The organism is Halalkalibacter alkaliphilus (assembly GCF_023555415.1).
Taxonomy (GTDB): domain Bacteria; phylum Bacillota; class Bacilli; order Bacillales; family Bacillaceae_D; genus Halalkalibacter; species Halalkalibacter alkaliphilus.
This window is the reverse complement of sequence record NZ_JAKRYL010000025.1, coordinates 31,374-51,746: the sequence shown is the minus strand read 5'-3', so window position 1 is coordinate 51,746 and position 20,373 is coordinate 31,374. Positions and strand designations below refer to the sequence as shown.

Below are 20,373 nucleotides of genomic sequence, written 5' to 3'. Positions count from 1 at the left end.
TCCTCCTATGTACAAATAGTTGAAAAATGAATTACAATAATGTATGTTTATATTGTATACAATATTGTAATTGGAAGTCAACTGGATTTGCCAAAAAATCAGAAAACTAATTACCTTCAAAATCTTTGTTGACTAAAAAAAGGTAGATTTTTATAATAAACACAAATTGTTCTACAAAAATGTAATGAATAAATAGCATACAAAGGTGAGTGCGATGACATCACAAAAAGAAACGATTCAAATTGCTGTATATGAAAGCGTGAAAAAGGCCCTACTGAATGGTGAGTTCAAACCCGGTCAAAGAGTAATAGAAAGAGAGCTATGCGAATCACTTGAGGTTAGCAGAACTCCTGTAAGAGAAGCACTAAATAGACTTGTCATGGAAGGACTTCTGGAAAATCAAGCGTATAAAGGAATCCTTGTACCGCGGCTTAATGTCAAATCCATAACTGACTTAGTTGAGGTAAGAGAAGTAATGGAAGGACTCGCAGCAAGAAAGGCTGCCGAAAACATAACGAAGGAAGGGATCAAGAAACTTAGAGCTATATTAGATGATTCTTACAAAGCAATGGAAGATGATAACATTCGTGAATTGGTTCATATTAATGATGAACTTCATAATACAATCGTAGAAATTAGTGATAATCAGTTTGTTAAGGAAACCCTTCAACGTTTGAAGTATCGCATTATTCTAGCACGTTCCACTTCTTTAGCCGTGCCCTTTCGTCCTGAAGATACGATAAAAGAGCACATAGAGATTATTAATGCAATTGAACAAAAAGACTCAGAATCAGCCGAGATAAAAGCTAAACAACATATTATAAATGCTGGAAAAGTAGCGATAAAAGCGCTTGAAGAAAGCTCGCAAAGTTTCATCCAGCCTATAAGAGAGAACAGCAAGAAACCACGTACATAACGGTACGTGGTTCTTTCAGCTAATACATATCTAAGCCAACGAACGGCCAGTAAAAAAAGGAAAATAGCAAAGCAATGAAAATAATACAAATCGTTAACAATCCACCCGCTTTAAACATATCCTTATTGTTGTAATACCCCAAGGTAAATGTCATCATACTTCCTATTGCTTGAGTAGGAATCAAATAAGCCGTACTGCTTGCTATTAAACTAATCATCCCAATCCATAAAGGATTGTAAGGAGTCGTAATAGCAAATGAAATAGCTACTGGCATTAAAGTCGCAACCATCGCATTAAAATTCGTAAAACAAAGCCTAATCACGACAAAAATCAACATAATCGATAAGGCTAAAATAAAGATCGAGAAATCCTGCAAAAACCGTACTGCCACATCTGATAACAAGTAGACAATCCCACTCTTTTCAAAGGCATTCGCAATCGCAAATCCCGCCGCAAATAAGATAGGTACACCCCAATCAACCTTCTTTAGGCTTTCCTTCCATTCAAGCAATTTTATTCCAGGTAGGAACATAAGAACTAACACGATCACAGCCGAGAGAGAGATCGATAGATGGTGGTAATCTCTAGTTATCCACAAAAAGATTAATAGAACATACAGACAGAGTAATTTTCTTTCACTCGTTGATATAGGGCCCATTCCCTTTCTTTCCTGTTCAAAATACTCCTGACTATCACTAATTTTAGACGCGCGTGACGGGAAGAGGAATAAAACAATGAGCCAAAGCGCTATCAATACAACAAAGATCATCGGAACCATAATAATCATCCATTGTAAATAATTCCAACTGTACCCAAGCATCGTCTCAAAAAGCCCTGTTGCATAAATAGAGCCACTAGCCCCTGTTAATAAAGCGACTGCTGTAACATAAGGAGAATAGGTAACAATTAACATGATTGATTTACCTATGTTCTCTCCTCCCTCTTTTTCCATACTACGAATGATCCCCTTACCTATCGGCAGTAGAACAGCTAGTCTCCCTACTGCATTAGGGATGAGAAATGTCAGCACGAATGCAGACATAATTAAGTTAAATAACGTAGCTTTTACGCTCCCCTTCGATAACGAAAGCAGCGAATAGGCAATTCGTTTATCAAGCCCAGTCTTCTCAACAGCAATCCCCATAAATAAAACGGCTAAAACAAGCCAGATGATTTCATTTCCTAACCCACTTGCTGCCTCTTCAAATGTCAAAACATCAAATACTGAAAACAGCACAATCAGAAGAACAGCGGTTAATGAAGAAGGGATTACATTCGTAATCCACAAAATAATCCCCAAAATAAAAATAGCTCCCGCACTGAAAATATTGCTATCCACAGAATCACTAAATGTTAATAAGGGAGAAGCCACTAAGAATAGGAATGCTCCCGCAATAATCACGTGCTTAAACACTTCACTTTTTTTTACTCGACTCAGATCTTCCATTTTCCCAAACACCTTCTTACTAGGGTTAATTTTTTTCATAATGAAAAGGGTTTGTCTCACTAGTCGAGAGCAGTACTTGCATTGGCTCCGTACATACTTACGCCATAAGGATTAACTCAAGTAGTCGTTTTGAAACCAGCAACTACAATGCTCATTATTTCAGGGGTGCCTCAACAGGTTAAAGTCACCTTTGAAGACACCCCTTTCATTTCTTGTTAATTAGTTGTTAGCTTCTGACCGCCTGATACTGCCAACACTTCTTGAAGGTTCGGTAGTTGATCTAAGTTGTATAGCGTCGTGATCAGTGCCTCCGTATTTTCTGCTCCAATGATTGGTGTAGCTAGGTTCGTAAATTTACGAATAAGCGCTTCGTCTGTCATTGGATTTTCAATGCTTCCTGTCGCGTGTTCAATCTTCACTTCAAACTCACGCCCATCAAGAAGAGTAAGCTTCGCGTACACTTCATCCTCTTTCATGTTTTCATTGACGACTGGTTTGATCTTTTCTCTGAATGCTACCGTCTTGCTGTCTAACACTTTCTCATTTGAATATTGCTCTTCACCCGCATCCCCGTCTAAGAAAGCAATCGCTCCTGTATGATAAATACTAAACTTCCCTTCTAGTCCTGTTTGCGGCGTTGGCTTCCCTGTTAATTCAAGAACATATTGGTTTACGCTGACTTCAATTGACTTTACCTCAGATGGATCCGCATGCTGACGCAAGTGAATGCACGCATCAATCGATGGATGTAAGACAATTCCGCACGCATACGGTTTAAAGGCATTCTTCTGTAACTCCCAATCTACTCCCCAGTTAACATTCACTTTTTCTAAGTCATGTTCTGGTGCTAATACATTGGCAAATCCACGTTTTGCTTCAAGCACTTGCTTCGAGCTTGTGAAGCCTTTCTTCGCCAACATCGCTGCTAGTAAGCCATTTTGAGCGGCTTTTCCTGGATGGAATGGTTTCGTCATCGTTCCAAACATTTCACGCAATCCAAATGATTGAGTTCCCGCTAACCCGAGCGCATGTAACATCTCTTCTTCGTTCAACTCTAATAATGTTCCAGCTGCAACCGCTGCCCCAAACACCCCTGCTGAACTCGTAATATGCCAGCCTAGCTGATAATGACTCGGATAGACCGCATTACTAATTCGAAGCTCAACTTCACAACCTAGAATAAAAGCATGGAGAACTTGTTCTCCAGAGAGACCTAGGTGCTCACCTAGCGCTAGCACCACAGGGGCCACTGGACCACTTGGGTGATGAATCGTATCAAGATGAGTATCATCATAGTCAAAGATATGAGACGACATGCCGTTAACCAATGTCGCTAATAATAAGTCCGTTTTCTCTTCTCTTCCTAAAATTGAAACTTGTTCCCCGCCATTTAGGTCGTTTTTCAACTCAAGAACCATATCGACCGATTCATGTTGTGCCGCACCGATTGCTACTCCCATCCAATTTAGAAAACTTCTTTTCCCATGGTCTCTAACCTCTTGTGGGATATCCTCAATCTTTGTCGCTAACACGTTTTGAACTAATTGTTTTGTCACCATATGAACCTCTCCTTTTCTTTTCTCATTTATATTTCTAAATTTTTTAATACATTTTCCATAGATTTTCGAACATGATACTTGGTTACTGCTTCTGCGAAATCAGGCTCTCCTCGTTTTATCGCATCCAAAATCAAGTGGTGTTCTTCGATATTTTCCAATGGTCTTCCTGTAACCTTTAGCGACGTACCCATACAAACACTAATATGCGATTGTAATGTTTGCATCGTATTAATTAAGTACAAGTTATTTGTGCTACTAGCAATTTCGATATGAAACTGCGAGTTAATGTTTCGTAATAGATCGATGTCATTGTTCTTGGCTGCTTTTTCCGCCTCAGCTAAAAGCATTTCTAGTCTTTCTATGTCTTTAGGATTGGCTTTCTCAGCAAGAAGCTTTGCACCTAATCCTTCTAATACCTCACGTACTTGATAAAGTTGTTTTACCTTCTCTTCTGAGAAAGAAATGACTTTCACACCTTTATGTGGTTCTGGCTCTACTAGTCCATAATTCTCCAACCTGCGCAAAGCTTCGCGAACCGGGGTTCTACTCACATTTAATTCAGATGCTAATCCTCTTTCTGATAACGTTTCACCAGATTTAATAAGACCATCTTTAATTCCTTTATAAATATGATCAAACACTGAATCAGTCTTAATATCTTTCTCCAAGATGCATTACCCTCTCTGTTATTTATTACCTCTTATTACATTGAGATGTTTTGGTCATCTGCTTCTTTTTTCTTTGACTTAATACTTCTAATAATTGGTACTAACAATGTTAATACTGCAAGTGCAATTAACACAAATGCAATTGGCCTTGATAGGAAGAAAAGGAGGTTGCCATCTGATACGACCATAGCTCTTCTAAAGTTTACTTCCATCATAAACCCTAATACCATCGCTAAGACAATTGGCGTTGTCGGTATACCAATCTTTCTAAATAAATACCCTACAATCCCTGCTATGAGCATAATCCAAACGGAATACATGGAATTACTATAAGCATAAGCTCCTAGTATACAAATCCCTGCTACAACTACTGCTAGCAATCGTTTTGGAATAAGCGTTACATTTACCCATAAGCGTACCCCAAAAAGACCAACTGCCAACATAAGTGGAATGGAAAGCAGCAACGAGGCAAAGATCGAGTATGGGATTTCTGGATACTCTGTAAAAAGGAGCGGTCCAGGCTGAACACCTTGTATCGTTAAAGCACCAATTAAGATAGCCGCACTAGCTGAACCTGGTATCCCAAGTGCTAGTAATGGAGCTAATGAACCAGGAACAGCAGCATTGTTCGCTCCTTCAGAAGCTGCAATCCCTTCTGGGTTCCCCTTACCGAAGCTATCGCGATTTTTTGAAGATCTTTTCGCTTCATTGTAACTAATCAAAGAGGCAATCGTTACACCTGCACCAGGTATAATACCAATGACATAACCTAGTATCGGCGATCGAATTAAGGTTCCTTTAAATTTACTTAAGGTTTCTTTCGTATCCTTTAACCCGAACCTCTCTATTCGGTTCACCTTTTTATTATTCTTGTCTTGCTTGGCTTCTAACATATAAAAAACTTCAGAAAGAGCAAATAATCCAATAAGAGCTGGTAGGAATGGTACTCCACCTAATAAGTCTGTTGTAACAGCGAATCGCGGTACTCCATTAACAGGGTCCATCCCAATCGTTACGATAATTAACCCTATGAACATAGCTATTAAACTCTTTACTAACGAACCTTCACTTAAACTACTAACTAAACTCAAGCCAAACAATGCAAGAGCAAAGTACTCCGCCGGTCCAAAATTCAATGCAAAATTAGCCATAGGAACTGCGGTAAATATGAGTAAAATAGTACTAATGAATGCACCAATAGCAGAAGCCACAATAGAAACCGTTAATGCCTTACCAGCCTTACCTTGCTTTGCTAGCGGATAGCCATCAAAGGAAGTAGCTGCCGCCGCTGGTGTACCTGGAGCATTTAAGAGAATAGCCGTAATCCCTCCACCGTACTCAGCTGCAACATATAAAGATACTAGTAAGACTAACGCAGCAACTGGCTCCATCCCAAAAGTAAATGGGATTAATAAAGCAATACCAATACTAGGAGTCAGTCCTGGAATTGATCCGATAAAGTAACCTGCCACTGTTCCCAACAAGATCATTAGGAGTACACTTGATCCTAGAACTGTTGAAAAACCAGATAGTAATTGTTCAATCAATTAAACCTCCTCCTTCTTATGGCAATGGAACACCTAATAACATATCAAAAGCTAGTTTTGCAAAAGCCAGAAATCCAATCGTAATAAAGACGACTTTCTTCCATGACCTTTCCCCTGTAGCTAAAATAATAAATGGGAAAAATATTAATGTAGAAACAAAATAACCGATTCTAGGAACCAAGTATGCATACAAAATAAGTAAGCCTGCAAAGACGGTTACATTCATTAATTTGGTGAACTTTACACTCTTTTGTTCTCCTTTTTTTATAGAGAGAATTGATTGAATAAGTAAGACGATCGAAAAAGTAATAATCGAAATCGACATTATAAGCGGGAACGCACGTGGTCCAACATCTGCTGCATTAGAAGCCGTTGGGAGTGCTAATGTTCCTATTAAAAACCATGCCCCGATACCTATAAAGATTACACTAGCAATTATATTGGCCACATTCATATTCATATAGGAACCCCTTCCTTACATAAGGGGGGGAGAACCCCCCAATATTAATTAACACCTAATCTTTCATACCAAGTTCCTGTTAACTCATTTTGATTCATAATATACTCTGTATACTCTTCATAACCCATTGGACTTTCCACCAATTGAGAATTTCTCATATAGTTTGTATATGATTCCGAAGAATACGCTTCCATAAATGCATCACTTAATATGTCAATTACATCTTGCGGCATATCCTTAGGTCCAAAAACTCCTCTGAATTGAGCCCAGCCTGTATCAACTGTAATTCCTGCTTCTTCGTATGTCGGTACATCTGGTAAATCTTCTAATCTCTCATCAGCCATAACCCCTAGAACCCTTAGCTGTCCTGCTTCTACGTATTGCATGACTTGACCTGGATTAGAGTTAGCAACATCAATATGTTTACCTAAGATTCCAGTAACAGCATCCCCAGTACTCTCAAACGGAGTCCAGTTCGCATCTACACCAGCAGCCTCAGCGAAAATATTCCAAGCTACGTTATGACCTGAACCTTCAGCCCCGTACCCTCCAACAGTTAGTCCGTTAGGGTTTTCTTCTAAATACTCAACAAGATCTTCCAAAGTGTTGAAAGGGCTTTCAGAATTTACTACTAATACGTATGGATCAATCTGAGCTCTTGATAACCACGTGAAATCATTAATATCATACTGTTCTTTAAGTGTCCCATTAATTAAACCAATTTGTGACGGTGTCATTGCACCTAGAGTATAGCCGTCCGGATCTGCTGAGAAAACCTGCGCCATTGCTGTAGCACCACTTCCACCTGGTCTATTTTCAACTACAACATTGGTACCTAGCACTTCTTCTGCTGCTCTAGCTAGTTCACGAGCCATTAAATCCGTTGGACCACCAGAACTCGTATGAACAACAATCGTAATATTTTTAGTTGGGAAATCTGTACCGCTTTGACCATCTGCCCCTCCGGCACTTTGACCGTTTCCATCTCCGCTAGATTCACCCGATGAACACGCTACCAAAAAAATTGAAAGTACGAAGAAAGCAAAAATCGAAAAATACTTCTTTTTTCTCATTACCTAATCCCCCTCGTTTCGTTAATGGTATACCACCTGTTCTAAATATTAAATAATTAATTCAATTCTGTCAATTGTTTTTATAAAAAATCTCCTTTTATTAACGATAAAACCTTATTTTGTTGCCAAAATGACTTGTTTGAGAGTCAGGGTGGTATGCCACATGCCGGAAGTGGTGTACCACCCTGGGGAGGGGCAGGGGGAGGAGGGGGGACAGGGGGACAGGGGGACAGGTTCCTTGTCCCATATAACACAAAAAAGGTGGATAACCCTCTGTATAAAGAGGCAGTTATCCACCCACCTGACTATAATGAATCACCTTTAAAGAGAGAAGAACTGAATATCTTTTCCCTTAACCATCTCACTTCATTCGTGTGGTGCCAGGCACCTATACTAACTATATCTCTTCCTTATTCCCTTAAACAACGATTCTATCGATAACACGGCAGAAGGAAACCACCTTTTAAAAAACATATGCCTATTTTCCAAGAGACAACCGCTCAAATTAACCTACTACAAATATAATATGTAGAAAAATCAAATAAAAGGAGGAGTAACTTTTGAGTATAAATTCCCATAAGCAGGCATTCCCTTACAATTATCTATATCAACCGCCCCCTTATAGTCCCTTTGATTTTCTCCCTGTAGACTATCGCAAGCATGAAGAGGAAAGAGCATTTACATCAACTAATTTTCCAAGATCCTGGAACGTTAACGACTCTTTAGTTAGATCCGATGTACTATTATGTCCCTTTGATAGACCCTGCATAAGAGCTGTCTACAACGAAGGTGCTAACTTGGTTGTCGAGTGGAACGACACTGAGACTCGAGATCACTATAACTTTCGTTGGAGCCGTCCAGGCAGGCAGGCCACTCAAATGGAAGTACGTGGTGGCAGAGGCGGAAGATTCACACTAAGAAACTTTAGACCGAATACCAGCTATACGTTTTCCGTACAAGGGTGCCACAAGCCTCTTATTGGTCGATCTAGGTGCACCCCTTGGTACGAGATAACAGTAACCTCCTGCGGCGCTCAATGGAACCCGTGTAGGTAACCGTTCGGCCGAGACCGGTCAAATACCTAGGCCAGATACCAGTCCAATGCCATATTAACCGCTACTCCCCCCATTAAATACTTCTAATCAAGAATAATAGTATGTATTTGGGTCAAGGGATCTGTCCCAATAAACCCAACTAAAGAAACAGGTGACACTCATTTTTGAAGTACGAGATCCTTCCACATGCTTCCTTGTATACTGATATCAAAATCAACCTAAAATAAAAAAGACCGAGTGCGCTAACACCCGGTCATCGCAACTACATGCCGCATGAAGAGCGGCTGACCAAATGATGTTGATATTAGAAAAGAAGTAACCACCTACTCTTGGTCGGGGTGACGGGCGGTTACTTCTTTTTGTTGGTGGCAAGTAGCGACAACGTGGGACAAGGTACCTGTCCCCTATGTCCCCCACCATTCATCTTCTCTCTCACCCCATCCATCATCCTCCTACCTTTATCTACCTCCTCCTGCGAAATCTTCTCCCCGCTATACTTTGCTTTTTCAAATAACACGAGCAGTTCGGATAAATCCTTTTGTAAATGAGGCTGCTTTGCTGTCCACTGCTCCATCGTTTCTTTCATCGTTTCATGTTCATTGACTTTGAACCCTTTTCTTCTGGCAAATTGAAGAAAACTTTCAAATTCGTAAATCAATCTTGCTTTTGCTGTTTTGCTCTTCTTTCTTTTCCAGCGCAGCTTTAAGAGCAAGCCTTTTTTTCTTATAATAAAAAACAATATCAATCCGACAACCACAAGACTGGCAAAAAGCAAATACCATCTTGAAAACAGGAACTCACTCTCATTATTCTCTTCTTCAAAGGAGGCGGTTTCCTCTCTTTCTGCCCAATTGCTTTCTTCTGCTCCTCGAATGAGAGGGATCGAAAAAGCTGGTGTTGGTTCAAATGGGATCCATCCATAGCCTTCGAAATAGACTTCTGCCCAAGAATGAGCATTTGAATTACTGACCGAATATGTACCTGGTCCTCGATTGTTTTCGATATAGGAGTACATCATTTCGTCATCCCGCACCGAGCCTTCTGTATAGCCTTTGACCCATCTCGCTGGTATATCTAGTGATCTAGTTAAGATAACCATCGCTGTTGAAAAATAATCACAGTATCCTTCTTGGACTTCAAAGAGAAAGCGGTCGACAAAGTCCTCACTCTCTCCTAAGTGATCATCTGGTTCTGTCGTATATTCATAGGTTTCCCTTAAATAGGCTTCAATTGCTTTTACTTGATCGTAAGGATTGGTTTGATCGATGCTAATTTCCTTTGCCAGCTCGCTCACTCTTTCTGGGAGTTCGTCTGGTAATTGCAAATACCTTTCCCATTCCCCCAACTGCTCAATCCGATTCACCTTTCTCAATGCTTCCTCATCTATAACAGGAACTTCTGACACAACCTTATATTTTTTAGGATACGCTTTCCCGTCCGCAAAATAGTGGATTTCTTCTACTTCCGGCAGCCATGCTAACGATGCTGAGTCTTCCTGATCTTCTCGTAAAAAATCTACTAAGCTCGCATGTTCAGACACATTTTCCTTCTCCCGATCCTCTATGATTTCAATCGATGTCATTGAATAGGCCCCGAAAAGAACCGGATAAAGGAAAGGCGATTCTTCATAAAATTCGATCGTTTGCGTGACCGTTCTCGTTTCTAATCGTGAACGGTCTGGTACAAATTCATTCTCATGCTGATTAGACAGCTCAGTCACGGTATTGTTTGAAATCAATAAAGGCGTCAGAAACGAAAAGTCAGGGTCTTCCCAGCCGGCACCGCTGTAATAATGTCTTGATTCTCCTCTCCAATAGTAAGGATCAGTTGTTTCAACTGTCATTACAGGCGAATAATCAAAATCAAAGCTACCGCCAAGCTGCGAATTGTCTCGGCTGTAGCCGGATATTTGTTCTCTTGCTTTTGTGCTAGACTCACGATCATTTCCCAAGTTAGATGAAACGGCTCCCTCTGTAGCAGTATAACTTCTCCAAGCTGTAATCGGATCGGTTACGAGAGGCTTTGTATCAGGTAAAAGGAGAATAGCTGTTAATATCAAGCCAAAGAAAAGACCGACTGGAATAATCAACAATTCCGGGTAATACGTTAAATGACTCCAGCCATCTGGGCTTTTCTTTCTTAGCATGAGAAAGTGATGAACAACAAGAAGTGCCAAAATCGTACAAACCATTAACATAATCTCAGTCGAAAAAGAGTGACGCGTGAACGTATCGATCAACGCTGTCAAAACTGTACAAACAAATAAAGCAGCAATTGTCCGAAACTTATTCTGAAACCACTTAATCGCAACTAGAAACAAGACCCATGTGCCGATAATATAAAAAATGGTTGGAACTAACACGGTCAACTGAGTGATGTCAGACATGACCATATGCCAAAGTTGTTCAAAGCTTCTCGCAGAATAGAAGGAAGGACGCCACCCTGAGTACCAAAGTGCTCCAATCATTAGCAACAAGAGCTGAGGCCAGCGCTGAACCACTTTCTTCACAGGAAAAAGGATTTCAAAAAGGGCCACGATTAGCAAAGCAGCGATCAACGCCGGTTTCGCCTCCATATTAAAATAGAGAGCTGTCATAGAAGTACAAAGATAAAGAAAGTAGCCCGCCAACATCACCGCACTGCTCTGGAGCCAGTCTATTCTTTTCATAGAAATCGCCCCTGACTTTCTAATTTCACAGGCAGTTCTTTGATGGAGCCGATCATATAAACCGGTATTCCTGCCCCCTCTACTAAACGAGCCCACTTTTCCTGACTGTTTTGGTTACTCGAAAGAAGGATAAGACAAGGCTGAACCTTTCCTTCCTTTAACCACTTTATCTTTTGGAACACACTCTCATTTATTTCTGGAGAAATGAGAACAAGGATCGTACCTGGGATCAACTTGATTTGTTCATCTAAAATGACATCCTCAAGTTTCATCCTTCCATCCACCTTCACTTCGAGTAAATGATGATCGATATGAGGAATATGTCTTTGGCCTTGTCTCGCTTCTAAGTACCGTACTTCCTTTCCAGGAGAGAGGAGTCCAAGTGACATGTGGAGGTGTTTCACATAGGCAATTAACGACGCTGCCGCACTGACAGCAAGTTCGAATTGTTCGTCATCTTGATAAGAATGAGAATATCGATCAAGTATGACAATTGTTTTCGGCTCGGCTTCCCGTTCAAATTCCTTTGATTTCAGTGCCCCTGTTTTCGCTGTCGCATTCCAGTGAATGTGTGACATGCGGTCACCATACACATAGTCCCTTATGCCATCAATATACGTTGTTTCTCTTTGATGTTTTGCAGTCGAGGTTCGATGTGACGATGCATTTAGAGCTTTAACGTATTGCCACTTTTTAATTGGCACCGTTTGCGGATAGACGTAAATAGCAGAAGTCAAATCAAGCCTACTCTTTTGTTGAAATAAGTTAAAAATATCCCCGGTTAAGCATTCGGTCTTGCCGATCCGGTAAATGCCTCGTTTTAATTGAGGAATCGTATATTCAATCCTTCCTTTCCTTTTGTCATCAAGAACAAAGGAAGATTCATATACCTTTACACATTCATTGTTATGATATAAATAATCTTTAATAAACACATAGATAATCGGCCAAAAACCTGGTATTTCAAACGTTGTCTTCAAATGAACAGAATCACCCGCTTCTAATCGATCCGACATAGCTGACCTAGATCCGGTGATATGTTTCATTCCGCTAAATCTTTCTAATAGGACCGGGTAAGCCGTTAATAAGGTGACGACAAACAATAGGAAAGCTGCTAATTTTCCCCCTTCAAAAAGAAAAAACAAAAAACAGCACGTCCAAAAAAAGAAAAAGATAAAAAACAGAGTACGTTGGCTTTTAGGAATCCAGCTTGCAATCGTCTGCATCAGCATACCCTCCAATCAAATGGGCACGCGTACATTTTTCATGATCGATTGCAAAATAGCTTGTTCCGTCAACCCATCCATTTTCGCCTCTGGCTTTAACATTAGACGATGACAATATACGTACGGGGCTAAAAATTTGACGTCATCAGGCGTAACAAAAGTGCGTTGCTCGATTAACGCTAACGCTTTTACTCCATGCAAAAGCGAAAGAGCTGCACGCGGACTCGCACCTAAGTAAATATAAGGATGTTCTCTCGTTTCTTCGGTGATCGACAAGATATAATCAACAATCTCATCATCGACATATACCTCTTCGATTTGCTGCTGTAAAGAGGCGATCGTTTCAATCTCTGTAACCGGATTCAAGTTTTCGAACAGCTTGCGGTTGTTTTGCCCTAATAGCAAGTTCTTTTCGGTTGCTTTATCTGGATATCCTAAATGAAACTTCATCATAAAACGGTCCAATTGCGCTTCCGGCAGCGGGTACGTTCCCTCAAATTCAATGGGATTCTGAGTAGCCAGCACAAAAAAAGGCTCTGGCAGCGCATACATTTTCCCATCTACACTTACCTGCTTTTCTTCCATCGCTTCAAGGAGAGCGGATTGTGTCTTCGTAGAGGTTCGATTAATTTCATCCATTAATAAAATATTCGTCATTACTGGGCCAGGCCGAAACAGAAACTGCTCTTCTTTCGGGTGATACATGGAAAATCCTGTCACATCTGTCGGAAGCAGATCCGGGTTGCATTGCACTCGCCGAAACTCCCCTTGAATAGATCTCGCCAATGCTTTAACAAGCAACGTCTTCCCCGTCCCGGGCACACCTTCAAGCAGTACATGACCGCCAGCTAACAACGCTGTTAAAACCAGTTTGATTTCCTTTCTTTTTCCTAAAAGACAGCTTGCTAGATTTTCTTCTATTTCTTTTATGACTTTTATATCTGCTTCATTCATGAGTTAGTCTCTCCTTCGTTGGACCTATTTTGCTTGTGTAAGATTGGTATACAATCATTTTCTATGAAACAGTGGAAAATCCTTTATTTGGGACAGAGGGACAGGTTCCTTGTCCCAGTTATCCCTTAGTTGAGACGTAGGATAACGCTCTTCGAGACACCAGTAACCCTCGATAATTGCCACAACGAATTTAAAACCGAAACCTCGAGACCAAAAAAACCTACCAGCTTAGCTCATAAGCTAACTGGTAGGTTTTGATTACCTTCTTATTTATTAAAAAACACTGAAAATGTAAGACCAATCAAAGTGAAAATCCCTGGATTTCTTAAACCTGCATTTGTCATATTGATTACCTCCCGCATATTCTGCTCTCTTTGATGTCTCCATCATACCAAGTATAAGACAAGCTGTAAGTAAACCCGTGAAGTAATCTGACACACAAAAGATACATTTAAATTATAGGTTTAGAATAACTCCCCTTCAACAAAATCTGCAAAAGTCACCCATTAACTCCCTTCCAATATATTGCCATTTGTTTAATCAAGTCAAATAATCTAAGATTATTATAGTAGAAAACTTGATTAGGAGGATTTACAATCATGTTTTGTCATAACTGTGGCGAGCAATTACATGAGCAGTCTCATTTTTGTTCGAACTGTGGTAAAAAAGTGTTAAATACTAGAATAGCAAATACAGAAAAAAGCGATAACAGTGATACTAATAAAGCAACGTCCACTGAAGTCGAAGATCGTGAGCTCCCCCCAACCGTGATTGACCAGCAAACACCTGTCCAACCTATCACCGTTAAGACCGAAGTGAGCGAGCAGCCTAAGCAAATCATTCGCAGTCGTTTTTTTAAAAAACTCCCCATCCTGATTCCTATTATAAGCATCCTTCTTGTCGGCGGCGGAGTTTCAGCGTCTTACTTTCATGAAATGAACAAGAATGAAGAAGTTTTGGCTTTACAGCAGTCAGCGAACGACGCTGCATTAAACGGGGATTATACTACAGCTGAAGAAAAGTTAGAAAGAGCACAAGGCATCAGACCTACGTACGCTGCCTTGCAAGAAGACTTAGACAATGTGAGTCGAGCTTCACATTACAAGGTTAGGCTAACGACGATCAGCGAGTTAATTGAAGAAGAAAATTTCTCCAAAGCAAAAGACCGCCTCACTTCTTTGAAAAAAGCTGTGGAAGCTGAAGAGGATCCGATGTTTGAAGGGTTTGCCGAGCAAATTACACTCACCCAAGCAGCGTTAACCGTCGGGACCATTAAACAGGACTTAAGTAAGTTCACAACCATTAAGCAGCTGGCAAACAAACTAAATGAGCTTTCTACCCAATCTTCTGATGAAGCAGCTGCAGTCAAAGAGCAGATCCGCTTAAAGATTGTCCAGATTTCAAAAGAGAATGCAGAAACCCAGCTGCAGAACAACCAGTTTTCTGATGCAATTGCGACTGTGAATCAAGGGCTTGAATATGCTTCAGGTAATAAAACGCTTGTCTCTGTTAAGAAAAAAATCGAGCAGGAACAAGCTGCCTTTGAACAAGCAGAACAGGAGCGCTTGGAACAAGCCCGTCGGGAACAAGAGGCATTTGAGCGAGCTGAACAGGAACGGTTGGAACAAGAGAGGGAAGCAGCAGCCCAACAGGACCTCATAAATCGGACCGCCGCCGTTTCAATCATCTCGTTAGACACACAGCTTGATGAAAGTGGCGACCTCTATCTCTATGGTGACATTAAAAACGTCGCAACGGTCGACCTTACCTCAATTGTCATTTATTATACGGTTCATGATGCAGACGGCACATATCTTTCTGCTGGCAGCACTGATGTTACCCCTCATTATATAGGTCAAGGAGAACAAGGCTCCTTTGAAGATGTGATTCACAATCTATCTGTAGATGCAAATGTTCAAATTGACTATATATCATGGCAGTTTTATTAATTAAGGAGGGAAAGATGAAGAAACAATGGATTATTAGTTGCATTACAACGATCATGATTTTTGGAGTCGGCTTCTACTCATTTACTTTGATCAAAGAGTCTGTTGCGAGTCAACTGAATACCGCAGCAATTGCAGCAAGTGAATCGACTGAAGACACGAAAGAAAAAGCGCCCGCTGAATCAAAAGAAATAAAAGACATCATTCATGAAACACAAAAGCTCGTTGTCCAAATCGAAATAGGAGATTACGGCATCGGTTCGGGGTTTTTATATAATGATCAGGGAGATATTGTGACGAATGCCCATGTCGTTGCTGGTGTAACAAATGTTACCGTGAAAACAGCTGACAATCGTGAATTTCCTGGGAAAGTGATTGGAATTAGTGAAAATACAGATGTTGCTGTTGTCCGTGTGGATGGGCTAAAAGGAACAGAGCCTTTACAAATAAGTAAAGAGAAGAACGCTGAGATCGGTGATGAAGTCCTTGCATTAGGCAGTCCATTAGGCTTCCAAAATACGGTTACAACGGGCATTATCAGTGGTGTTGATCGAGATTTTGAGTTACCACCTTATCAATTTGAAAATGTCTATCAAATCTCAGCTCCGATTGCACCGGGTAATAGCGGCGGGCCTTTAATTAATAGAAAAACTGGTGAAGTCGTCGGGATTAATTCCGCATCAGCTGAACAAGGATCGATCGGATTTAGCATTCCACTTCCTAATGTCCTGGCTTTAATCGAAGGATGGTCCAACTCACCAATGACCTCCCTACCGAACAACGTGGAACAGAACGACTATTTCTACGAAGAAGACAGCTTCACAGATGAACAATTAGCCCGTTATCTAGTCATGTATTTCTATGAAAGCTTGAACGTCAAAGACTACGTTACAGCGTACTCCTTACTAGGAAGCTCTTGGCAACGAGACACGACCTATGAATCCTTTCGCAACGGCTATACAAATACAGAAGCCGTGTACATTGATGAATTATCTGTAACAACCAATGGAGATATCACTGTCACAGCGATTATTTCAGCTGAGGAATGGAGAAACGGAAGCTATTCGTATCAACAATACAAAACGACCTACACAGTAGGTTATGAAAATGACCAAATGAAGATAATATCTGGAGGAATGCAGGCTGTCAATTAAGAGGAGGTGCCCGGTGCCTGAGCATAGAAGATTTAAATTGACTATTATTTATTGGGTGAATGGTTTATTCCATTCACCCATTTTATTTAAAGATGAGACAATATGCTTTTTACGTGCAAACACCAAACCCGAAACGGTAAAAATTAATTTTCAGCTCTCTGACCGTTCGACAGCCTCCTCCAAAGCCAGTCACTATAATAGAAATGAATTTAAAATAAGAGGAGGAAGTATATGAGAACATTATTCAAATCATTCACGCTGCTTTTGATCATCACTCTTTTATCTGCCACAACCGCTTTCGCCAAAGACGACCACGCAAAAAAATCTTTAGTATCCTTAGGTGACTCTATTCCTTATGGGTACAACCTTGGAAATAACAACAATGCCTCTCCCTCTAAACATGCCTTTCCTTACTTAATCGGAGAAGATGCAGACATGCGAGTCCGAAACCTTGCCGTATCAGGCTGGACAACCGATCAAATGTTATCCGCACTTAAACACGATCAGAAATACCGTCAAGCTGTTAGACATGCTGATTATGTTACCTTAACGATTGGCAATAATGACTTGCTGCAGGCACTGGCTAAAGCCGGGGAATTAAGCGAAGGGGATCAAAATTTATTTCTTTACCATTTAAATGACCAAATTGAAAAAAGCGGGGTTTTTGGTAAAATCACTGCCAATATCGTACAAATTCGCTCGCTGACAGATGCACCAATTGTTGTTTACAATGTTTACAATCCTTTTCAAGTGAACGACCCACTCCATCAAACTGGACTTTTTGTTTTGCCAGGCATCAATGAGCAGCTCGACTTGCTTATAGCGAGCTTAAACTTCCATTATAAAAACATAGCCATTGCAGATGCGTTCAATGCATTTGGTACGAATCAGGCTCAATATGTCATTGCTGGTGATATCCACCCAACTGTCGATGGGCAGAGAAAGCTTGCTGAGGTTGGCTTAGAGACGTTGAATCACTTTATGAAATAAATGACAAATAAAGCTGGTCCTTGTTACAAGGCCAGCTTAACAATTCGTTCGTTTAGACCACACGCATGTTATTTATCTTAATTCCACACTTATATGGCAAGCACTCTACTGCCGTCCAAGATACGTCCTAACCACATCATAAGTTGCATCTCGATACAACGTAACCCCGAACGGCCCTTTATCCTCCTCAAAGCCGTTGTACGCAACATCAAGATCATGCACAACTTGATAGGCTAACAGCAGTCCATCATCGTCCTGGTTCTGAAAAGCCTCTCCTAAAACAGAATTCAAATTCATTAAATCAACATAAAGGTAATTGTCTGCAGATAAATGAAAGGCAGCAGTACCTGCCCGACTTACATAAGAAAATAGATCCGAAATAATTTGTTGATCTTCTGCTGAATGATAATCAGGAACCCATTCACCCTCAACGAATTTAGTTAATTGACGATGAGTTAATATAATACCCGCGGATAGATCGTTTAACATTTCTTCCTCTGTCCACGTGCTTCTGTCTTCTGTCATTTTCACTCCGTCTTCGATATCCAGCTCATTATCTGACTCTATCCACTCATTTTCTTCTTCCATTACGTCTTCATCTAATATAGGATTCGTAATCTCTTCATCAGAAGGCCTCTGACTTTCATTTATTGGTGTTATGTTGACCACAATTAAAAAAGCAAAAATCGCAAAAGCAATGAGGCTTGAGGAGTAAATAAGTGTATGTTTTAGGATGGAAGGCTTCCTTTCATGCTTCTCTATCTCAGCAATGATCTCATTTTTCACCTTTTGATTTCTCTGTTTGTTCCATTGAATATCATCATCTATTTGTTTCAACCGTTCATCAAATTGAGTTTTCATGTAAATAGCCCTCCTTCAGAAGCTGTTTTTCTAAAGCCGGAATTGCTCTATTTAACGTTGACTTTACTTTACTCTCGGAACAATTCAGGATCTCAGCTGTCTCTTTAGTGGAAAACTCTTTTAGTTTTCTTAGGATAATGACATCCCGATAAGTTTTCTTTAATTGCCTCAACGCTTCAAATAATTCTCTTGAGCTTTCCTTGATTTGAACAACCTCATCTGGCAATGGACCCTTATCCGTTTTGAAACTTAAAAATTCTTTAAGGTAACTAACAGGTTTTCGTTTTCTCACATAGTCTATGGTTGTATGGCGGGCAATAGAAAACAACCATGTCTTTGGACTGGAGTCTCCTTTGAAAGAGTCATATTTTTTATAGGCTTTTATAAATGTTTCATGTGTCAGGTCCTCGGCTAGTTGATGTTCATGGATCATTAATAAAATATAACTAAAAATAGAATTGCTATACTGTGAGTACCATTCTGTAATCACTTGTTGTTTCACATTGGACAAGGTTCTTCCTCCTAGCGTTTATGATCATTGTTACTTAGACGCAGTCCGCATAAAAAAGTTGCGCTTTTTTTAAAACAGGGACGGTTCGAGATCAGTGAAAAAGTCGAAAACTAGAACCCTAACGGTGAGCGCAAGGAACTATATAAGCTTCGTTAATAATCTAGCTGCCCTATGTTGATATGTGAAGAGCAGCAAAATATGAATCATGTAATCTTATACCAAACCAATAACCAGCGCCTATTTATATCAGCGTACACAAATCAAATCTATTATGTATCACCACTTTGAAGAAAATGTGGCTACACCGAACACAATTGATCCAAAGTTATTTCAGTCGCAATTAGATGCACTCAACAAGGGCTGGATATGAGACGATAACAGATCAAGATATTATTAACTACCGGAAGAATTCTTACCATTGACGATCGATATGGGAGCAATTATGATCATGCCTATCCAATATTGAAAGAAATGGGATTTAGGGCAACCATTTATACAATAGTCGATAGAACGGAAAACGGATGGTCCCGAAGACTAACGTATGATCAAATGAGGGAAATGGTTCAATCTGGGGTCATCAATATTCAAAGCCATACGTATGATCAGCATCATAGTATTCAAGGAGCTAACGGGAGAACGGGCGCAGCACTTATTACAAAAGTGCCAACCGCCATCAGAGCAGTTGCTATAAATAAATCTTAAAGAGCTATTCCTTGTAATCTAGCTTTAAGAACAAGAACCGTGCTCATGTCCCCCTCATAATAAACAAGGGTGGTGTCTCAAAAGTTCAAAAACAGACCTTTGAGACACCACTTATTGTATTCCCCCAATCGATAAACCTAACTAGCTGCGGCTGGGGGCAGCAAGGGTACTAAAGTTAATGTTATACGTAATCTAAAATAACCTGCAAACTAGACTATAACTTTGGCATTCCCAATGCCAGTCTTTAATCTAGCTTTAATACATGCTCACCAGTTCCTACACTTTTTTGAAATTCTCCAAAACCTCGAAAAGGAGAGGTTTGAATCGTTGTGACAATTCCGGATAAAAAACGGTCAATGTATTCAATGTTATCTTCTTCAATTGCTCTATCCAAACCTTGAAACATCTGATCTAACGTTTTTCCGCGTTCTTTAAATGTTTCCTCTAATGCGTAAAGCATGACTTCGCGATTGCTCCTGATCGCTTCAATAGCTACATCCCTTTTAGCTTTAATTTCCATACGATTTGTTATCTCTACTTCTTTTACCTTTTTATAATCAAAGTAACTATCAGCAATTTTATTTAGAGATTGAAGAGCTATAGCTGCATTTCCTTTTTTCATAGATAAGACACTCC

The 20,373-nt window shown here is 40.2% G+C and carries 18 protein-coding genes; 6 read left to right on the top strand and 12 right to left on the bottom strand.

Translation table 11 applies throughout. The annotated features are described in order from the left end of the window. Positions 1–214: 214 nt before the first annotated feature. The gene (locus MF646_RS19080) at positions 215–916 is read left to right on the top strand and encodes a GntR family transcriptional regulator (protein WP_250098099.1); all 702 of its coding nucleotides are present in this window, start codon (positions 215–217) and stop codon (positions 914–916) included. Positions 917–935: 19 nt separating this feature from the next. Here MF646_RS19080 and MF646_RS19075 read toward each other — a convergent pair whose 3' ends face one another. The 9 genes from MF646_RS19075 to MF646_RS19035 form a co-directional block, all read right to left on the bottom strand. Continuing rightward, positions 936–2,363 carry an SLC13 family permease gene (locus MF646_RS19075; protein WP_250098098.1) on the bottom strand — a complete coding sequence of 476 codons (1,428 nt, stop codon included), beginning with the start codon at positions 2,361–2,363 and terminating at the stop codon, positions 936–938. A 215-nt stretch (positions 2,364–2,578) separates the two neighbouring features. Then, positions 2,579–3,922, bottom strand: coding sequence for an MmgE/PrpD family protein (locus MF646_RS19070; protein WP_250098097.1), 1,344 nt, complete (start codon positions 3,920–3,922; stop codon positions 2,579–2,581). A gap of 26 nt (positions 3,923–3,948) precedes the next feature. Further along, positions 3,949–4,590 (bottom strand): GntR family transcriptional regulator, encoded by a 642-nt coding sequence (locus MF646_RS19065; RefSeq protein ID WP_250098096.1) that lies wholly within the window; start codon positions 4,588–4,590, stop codon positions 3,949–3,951. A 35-nt stretch (positions 4,591–4,625) separates the two neighbouring features. Then, on the bottom strand, positions 4,626–6,137 hold the full coding sequence (locus MF646_RS19060) for a tripartite tricarboxylate transporter permease (RefSeq protein WP_250098095.1): 1,512 nt from the start codon (positions 6,135–6,137) through the stop codon (positions 4,626–4,628). 16 nt (positions 6,138–6,153) lie between these two features. Further along, the gene (locus MF646_RS19055) at positions 6,154–6,597 is read right to left on the bottom strand and encodes a tripartite tricarboxylate transporter TctB family protein (RefSeq protein ID WP_250098094.1); all 444 of its coding nucleotides are present in this window, start codon (positions 6,595–6,597) and stop codon (positions 6,154–6,156) included. A 44-nt stretch (positions 6,598–6,641) separates the two neighbouring features. Continuing rightward, positions 6,642–7,670 (bottom strand): tripartite tricarboxylate transporter substrate binding protein, encoded by a 1,029-nt coding sequence (locus tag MF646_RS19050; RefSeq protein WP_250098093.1) that lies wholly within the window; start codon positions 7,668–7,670, stop codon positions 6,642–6,644. Positions 7,671–9,074: 1,404 nt separating this feature from the next. Continuing rightward, positions 9,075–11,393, bottom strand: a complete 2,319-nt coding sequence (locus MF646_RS19045) for a transglutaminase-like domain-containing protein (RefSeq protein ID WP_250098092.1) — start codon at positions 11,391–11,393, stop codon at positions 9,075–9,077. Next, positions 11,390–12,619 (bottom strand): DUF58 domain-containing protein, encoded by a 1,230-nt coding sequence (locus MF646_RS19040; RefSeq protein WP_250098091.1) that lies wholly within the window; start codon positions 12,617–12,619, stop codon positions 11,390–11,392. The genes MF646_RS19045 and MF646_RS19040 overlap by 4 nt, the downstream gene beginning before the upstream one ends. A 15-nt stretch (positions 12,620–12,634) precedes the next feature. After that, entirely contained in the window at positions 12,635–13,573 is a 939-nt protein-coding gene (locus MF646_RS19035; protein WP_250098090.1) for an AAA family ATPase, read from the bottom strand. A gap of 599 nt (positions 13,574–14,172) precedes the next feature. Here MF646_RS19035 and MF646_RS19030 point away from each other — a divergent pair. The 4 genes from MF646_RS19030 to MF646_RS19015 are packed head-to-tail and all read left to right on the top strand — an operon-like array spanning position 14,173 to position 17,663. Then, on the top strand, positions 14,173–15,522 hold the full coding sequence (locus tag MF646_RS19030) for a zinc ribbon domain-containing protein (protein WP_250098089.1): 1,350 nt from the start codon (positions 14,173–14,175) through the stop codon (positions 15,520–15,522). Between the two features lie 14 nt (positions 15,523–15,536). Beyond that, positions 15,537–16,673 carry a S1C family serine protease gene (locus MF646_RS19025; RefSeq protein WP_250098088.1) on the top strand — a complete coding sequence of 379 codons (1,137 nt, stop codon included), beginning with the start codon at positions 15,537–15,539 and terminating at the stop codon, positions 16,671–16,673. A gap of 13 nt (positions 16,674–16,686) precedes the next feature. Beyond that, positions 16,687–16,908 carry a hypothetical protein gene (locus MF646_RS19020; protein ID WP_250098087.1) on the top strand — a complete coding sequence of 74 codons (222 nt, stop codon included), beginning with the start codon at positions 16,687–16,689 and terminating at the stop codon, positions 16,906–16,908. Beyond that, positions 16,905–17,663 (top strand): GDSL-type esterase/lipase family protein, encoded by a 759-nt coding sequence (locus MF646_RS19015; protein ID WP_250098086.1) that lies wholly within the window; start codon positions 16,905–16,907, stop codon positions 17,661–17,663. The genes MF646_RS19020 and MF646_RS19015 overlap by 4 nt, the downstream gene beginning before the upstream one ends. A 105-nt stretch (positions 17,664–17,768) precedes the next feature. On the opposite strand, the gene MF646_RS19010 is transcribed toward MF646_RS19015, so the two are convergent. Then, the gene (locus MF646_RS19010) at positions 17,769–18,524 is read right to left on the bottom strand and encodes a hypothetical protein (RefSeq protein ID WP_250098085.1); all 756 of its coding nucleotides are present in this window, start codon (positions 18,522–18,524) and stop codon (positions 17,769–17,771) included. Next, a complete protein-coding gene (locus MF646_RS19005) occupies positions 18,508–19,026 on the bottom strand; it encodes an RNA polymerase sigma factor (protein ID WP_338035516.1) in 519 nt (172 codons plus the stop codon). Before MF646_RS19005 ends, MF646_RS19010 begins: the two co-directional genes overlap by 17 nt. 390 nt (positions 19,027–19,416) lie before the next feature. Here MF646_RS19005 and MF646_RS19000 point away from each other — a divergent pair, with 390 nt between their 5' ends. Then, positions 19,417–19,737 carry a polysaccharide deacetylase family protein gene (locus MF646_RS19000; RefSeq protein ID WP_338035515.1) on the top strand — a complete coding sequence of 107 codons (321 nt, stop codon included), beginning with the start codon at positions 19,417–19,419 and terminating at the stop codon, positions 19,735–19,737. 244 nt (positions 19,738–19,981) lie between these two features. On the opposite strand, the gene MF646_RS18995 is transcribed toward MF646_RS19000, so the two are convergent. Beyond that, positions 19,982–20,359, bottom strand: a complete 378-nt coding sequence (locus tag MF646_RS18995; protein ID WP_250098082.1) for a hypothetical protein — start codon at positions 20,357–20,359, stop codon at positions 19,982–19,984. Between the last annotated feature and the right edge of the window lie 14 nt (positions 20,360–20,373).

Coding starts and splice junctions, on each gene's coding strand:
- MF646_RS19080 (WP_250098099.1), top strand. CDS start 215: ATGACATCACAAAAAGAAACGATTCAAATTGCTGTATATGAAAGCGTG.
- MF646_RS19075 (WP_250098098.1), bottom strand. CDS start 2,363: ATGGAAGATCTGAGTCGAGTAAAAAAAAGTGAAGTGTTTAAGCACGTG.
- MF646_RS19070 (WP_250098097.1), bottom strand. CDS start 3,922: ATGGTGACAAAACAATTAGTTCAAAACGTGTTAGCGACAAAGATTGAG.
- MF646_RS19055 (WP_250098094.1), bottom strand. CDS start 6,597: ATGAATATGAATGTGGCCAATATAATTGCTAGTGTAATCTTTATAGGT.
- MF646_RS19050 (WP_250098093.1), bottom strand. CDS start 7,670: ATGAGAAAAAAGAAGTATTTTTCGATTTTTGCTTTCTTCGTACTTTCA.
- MF646_RS19045 (WP_250098092.1), bottom strand. CDS start 11,393: ATGAAAAGAATAGACTGGCTCCAGAGCAGTGCGGTGATGTTGGCGGGC.
- MF646_RS19040 (WP_250098091.1), bottom strand. CDS start 12,619: ATGCAGACGATTGCAAGCTGGATTCCTAAAAGCCAACGTACTCTGTTT.
- MF646_RS19035 (WP_250098090.1), bottom strand. CDS start 13,573: ATGAATGAAGCAGATATAAAAGTCATAAAAGAAATAGAAGAAAATCTA.
- MF646_RS19030 (WP_250098089.1), top strand. CDS start 14,173: ATGTTTTGTCATAACTGTGGCGAGCAATTACATGAGCAGTCTCATTTT.
- MF646_RS19025 (WP_250098088.1), top strand. CDS start 15,537: ATGAAGAAACAATGGATTATTAGTTGCATTACAACGATCATGATTTTT.
- MF646_RS19015 (WP_250098086.1), top strand. CDS start 16,905: ATGAGAACATTATTCAAATCATTCACGCTGCTTTTGATCATCACTCTT.
- MF646_RS19010 (WP_250098085.1), bottom strand. CDS start 18,524: ATGAAAACTCAATTTGATGAACGGTTGAAACAAATAGATGATGATATT.
- MF646_RS18995 (WP_250098082.1), bottom strand. CDS start 20,359: ATGAAAAAAGGAAATGCAGCTATAGCTCTTCAATCTCTAAATAAAATT.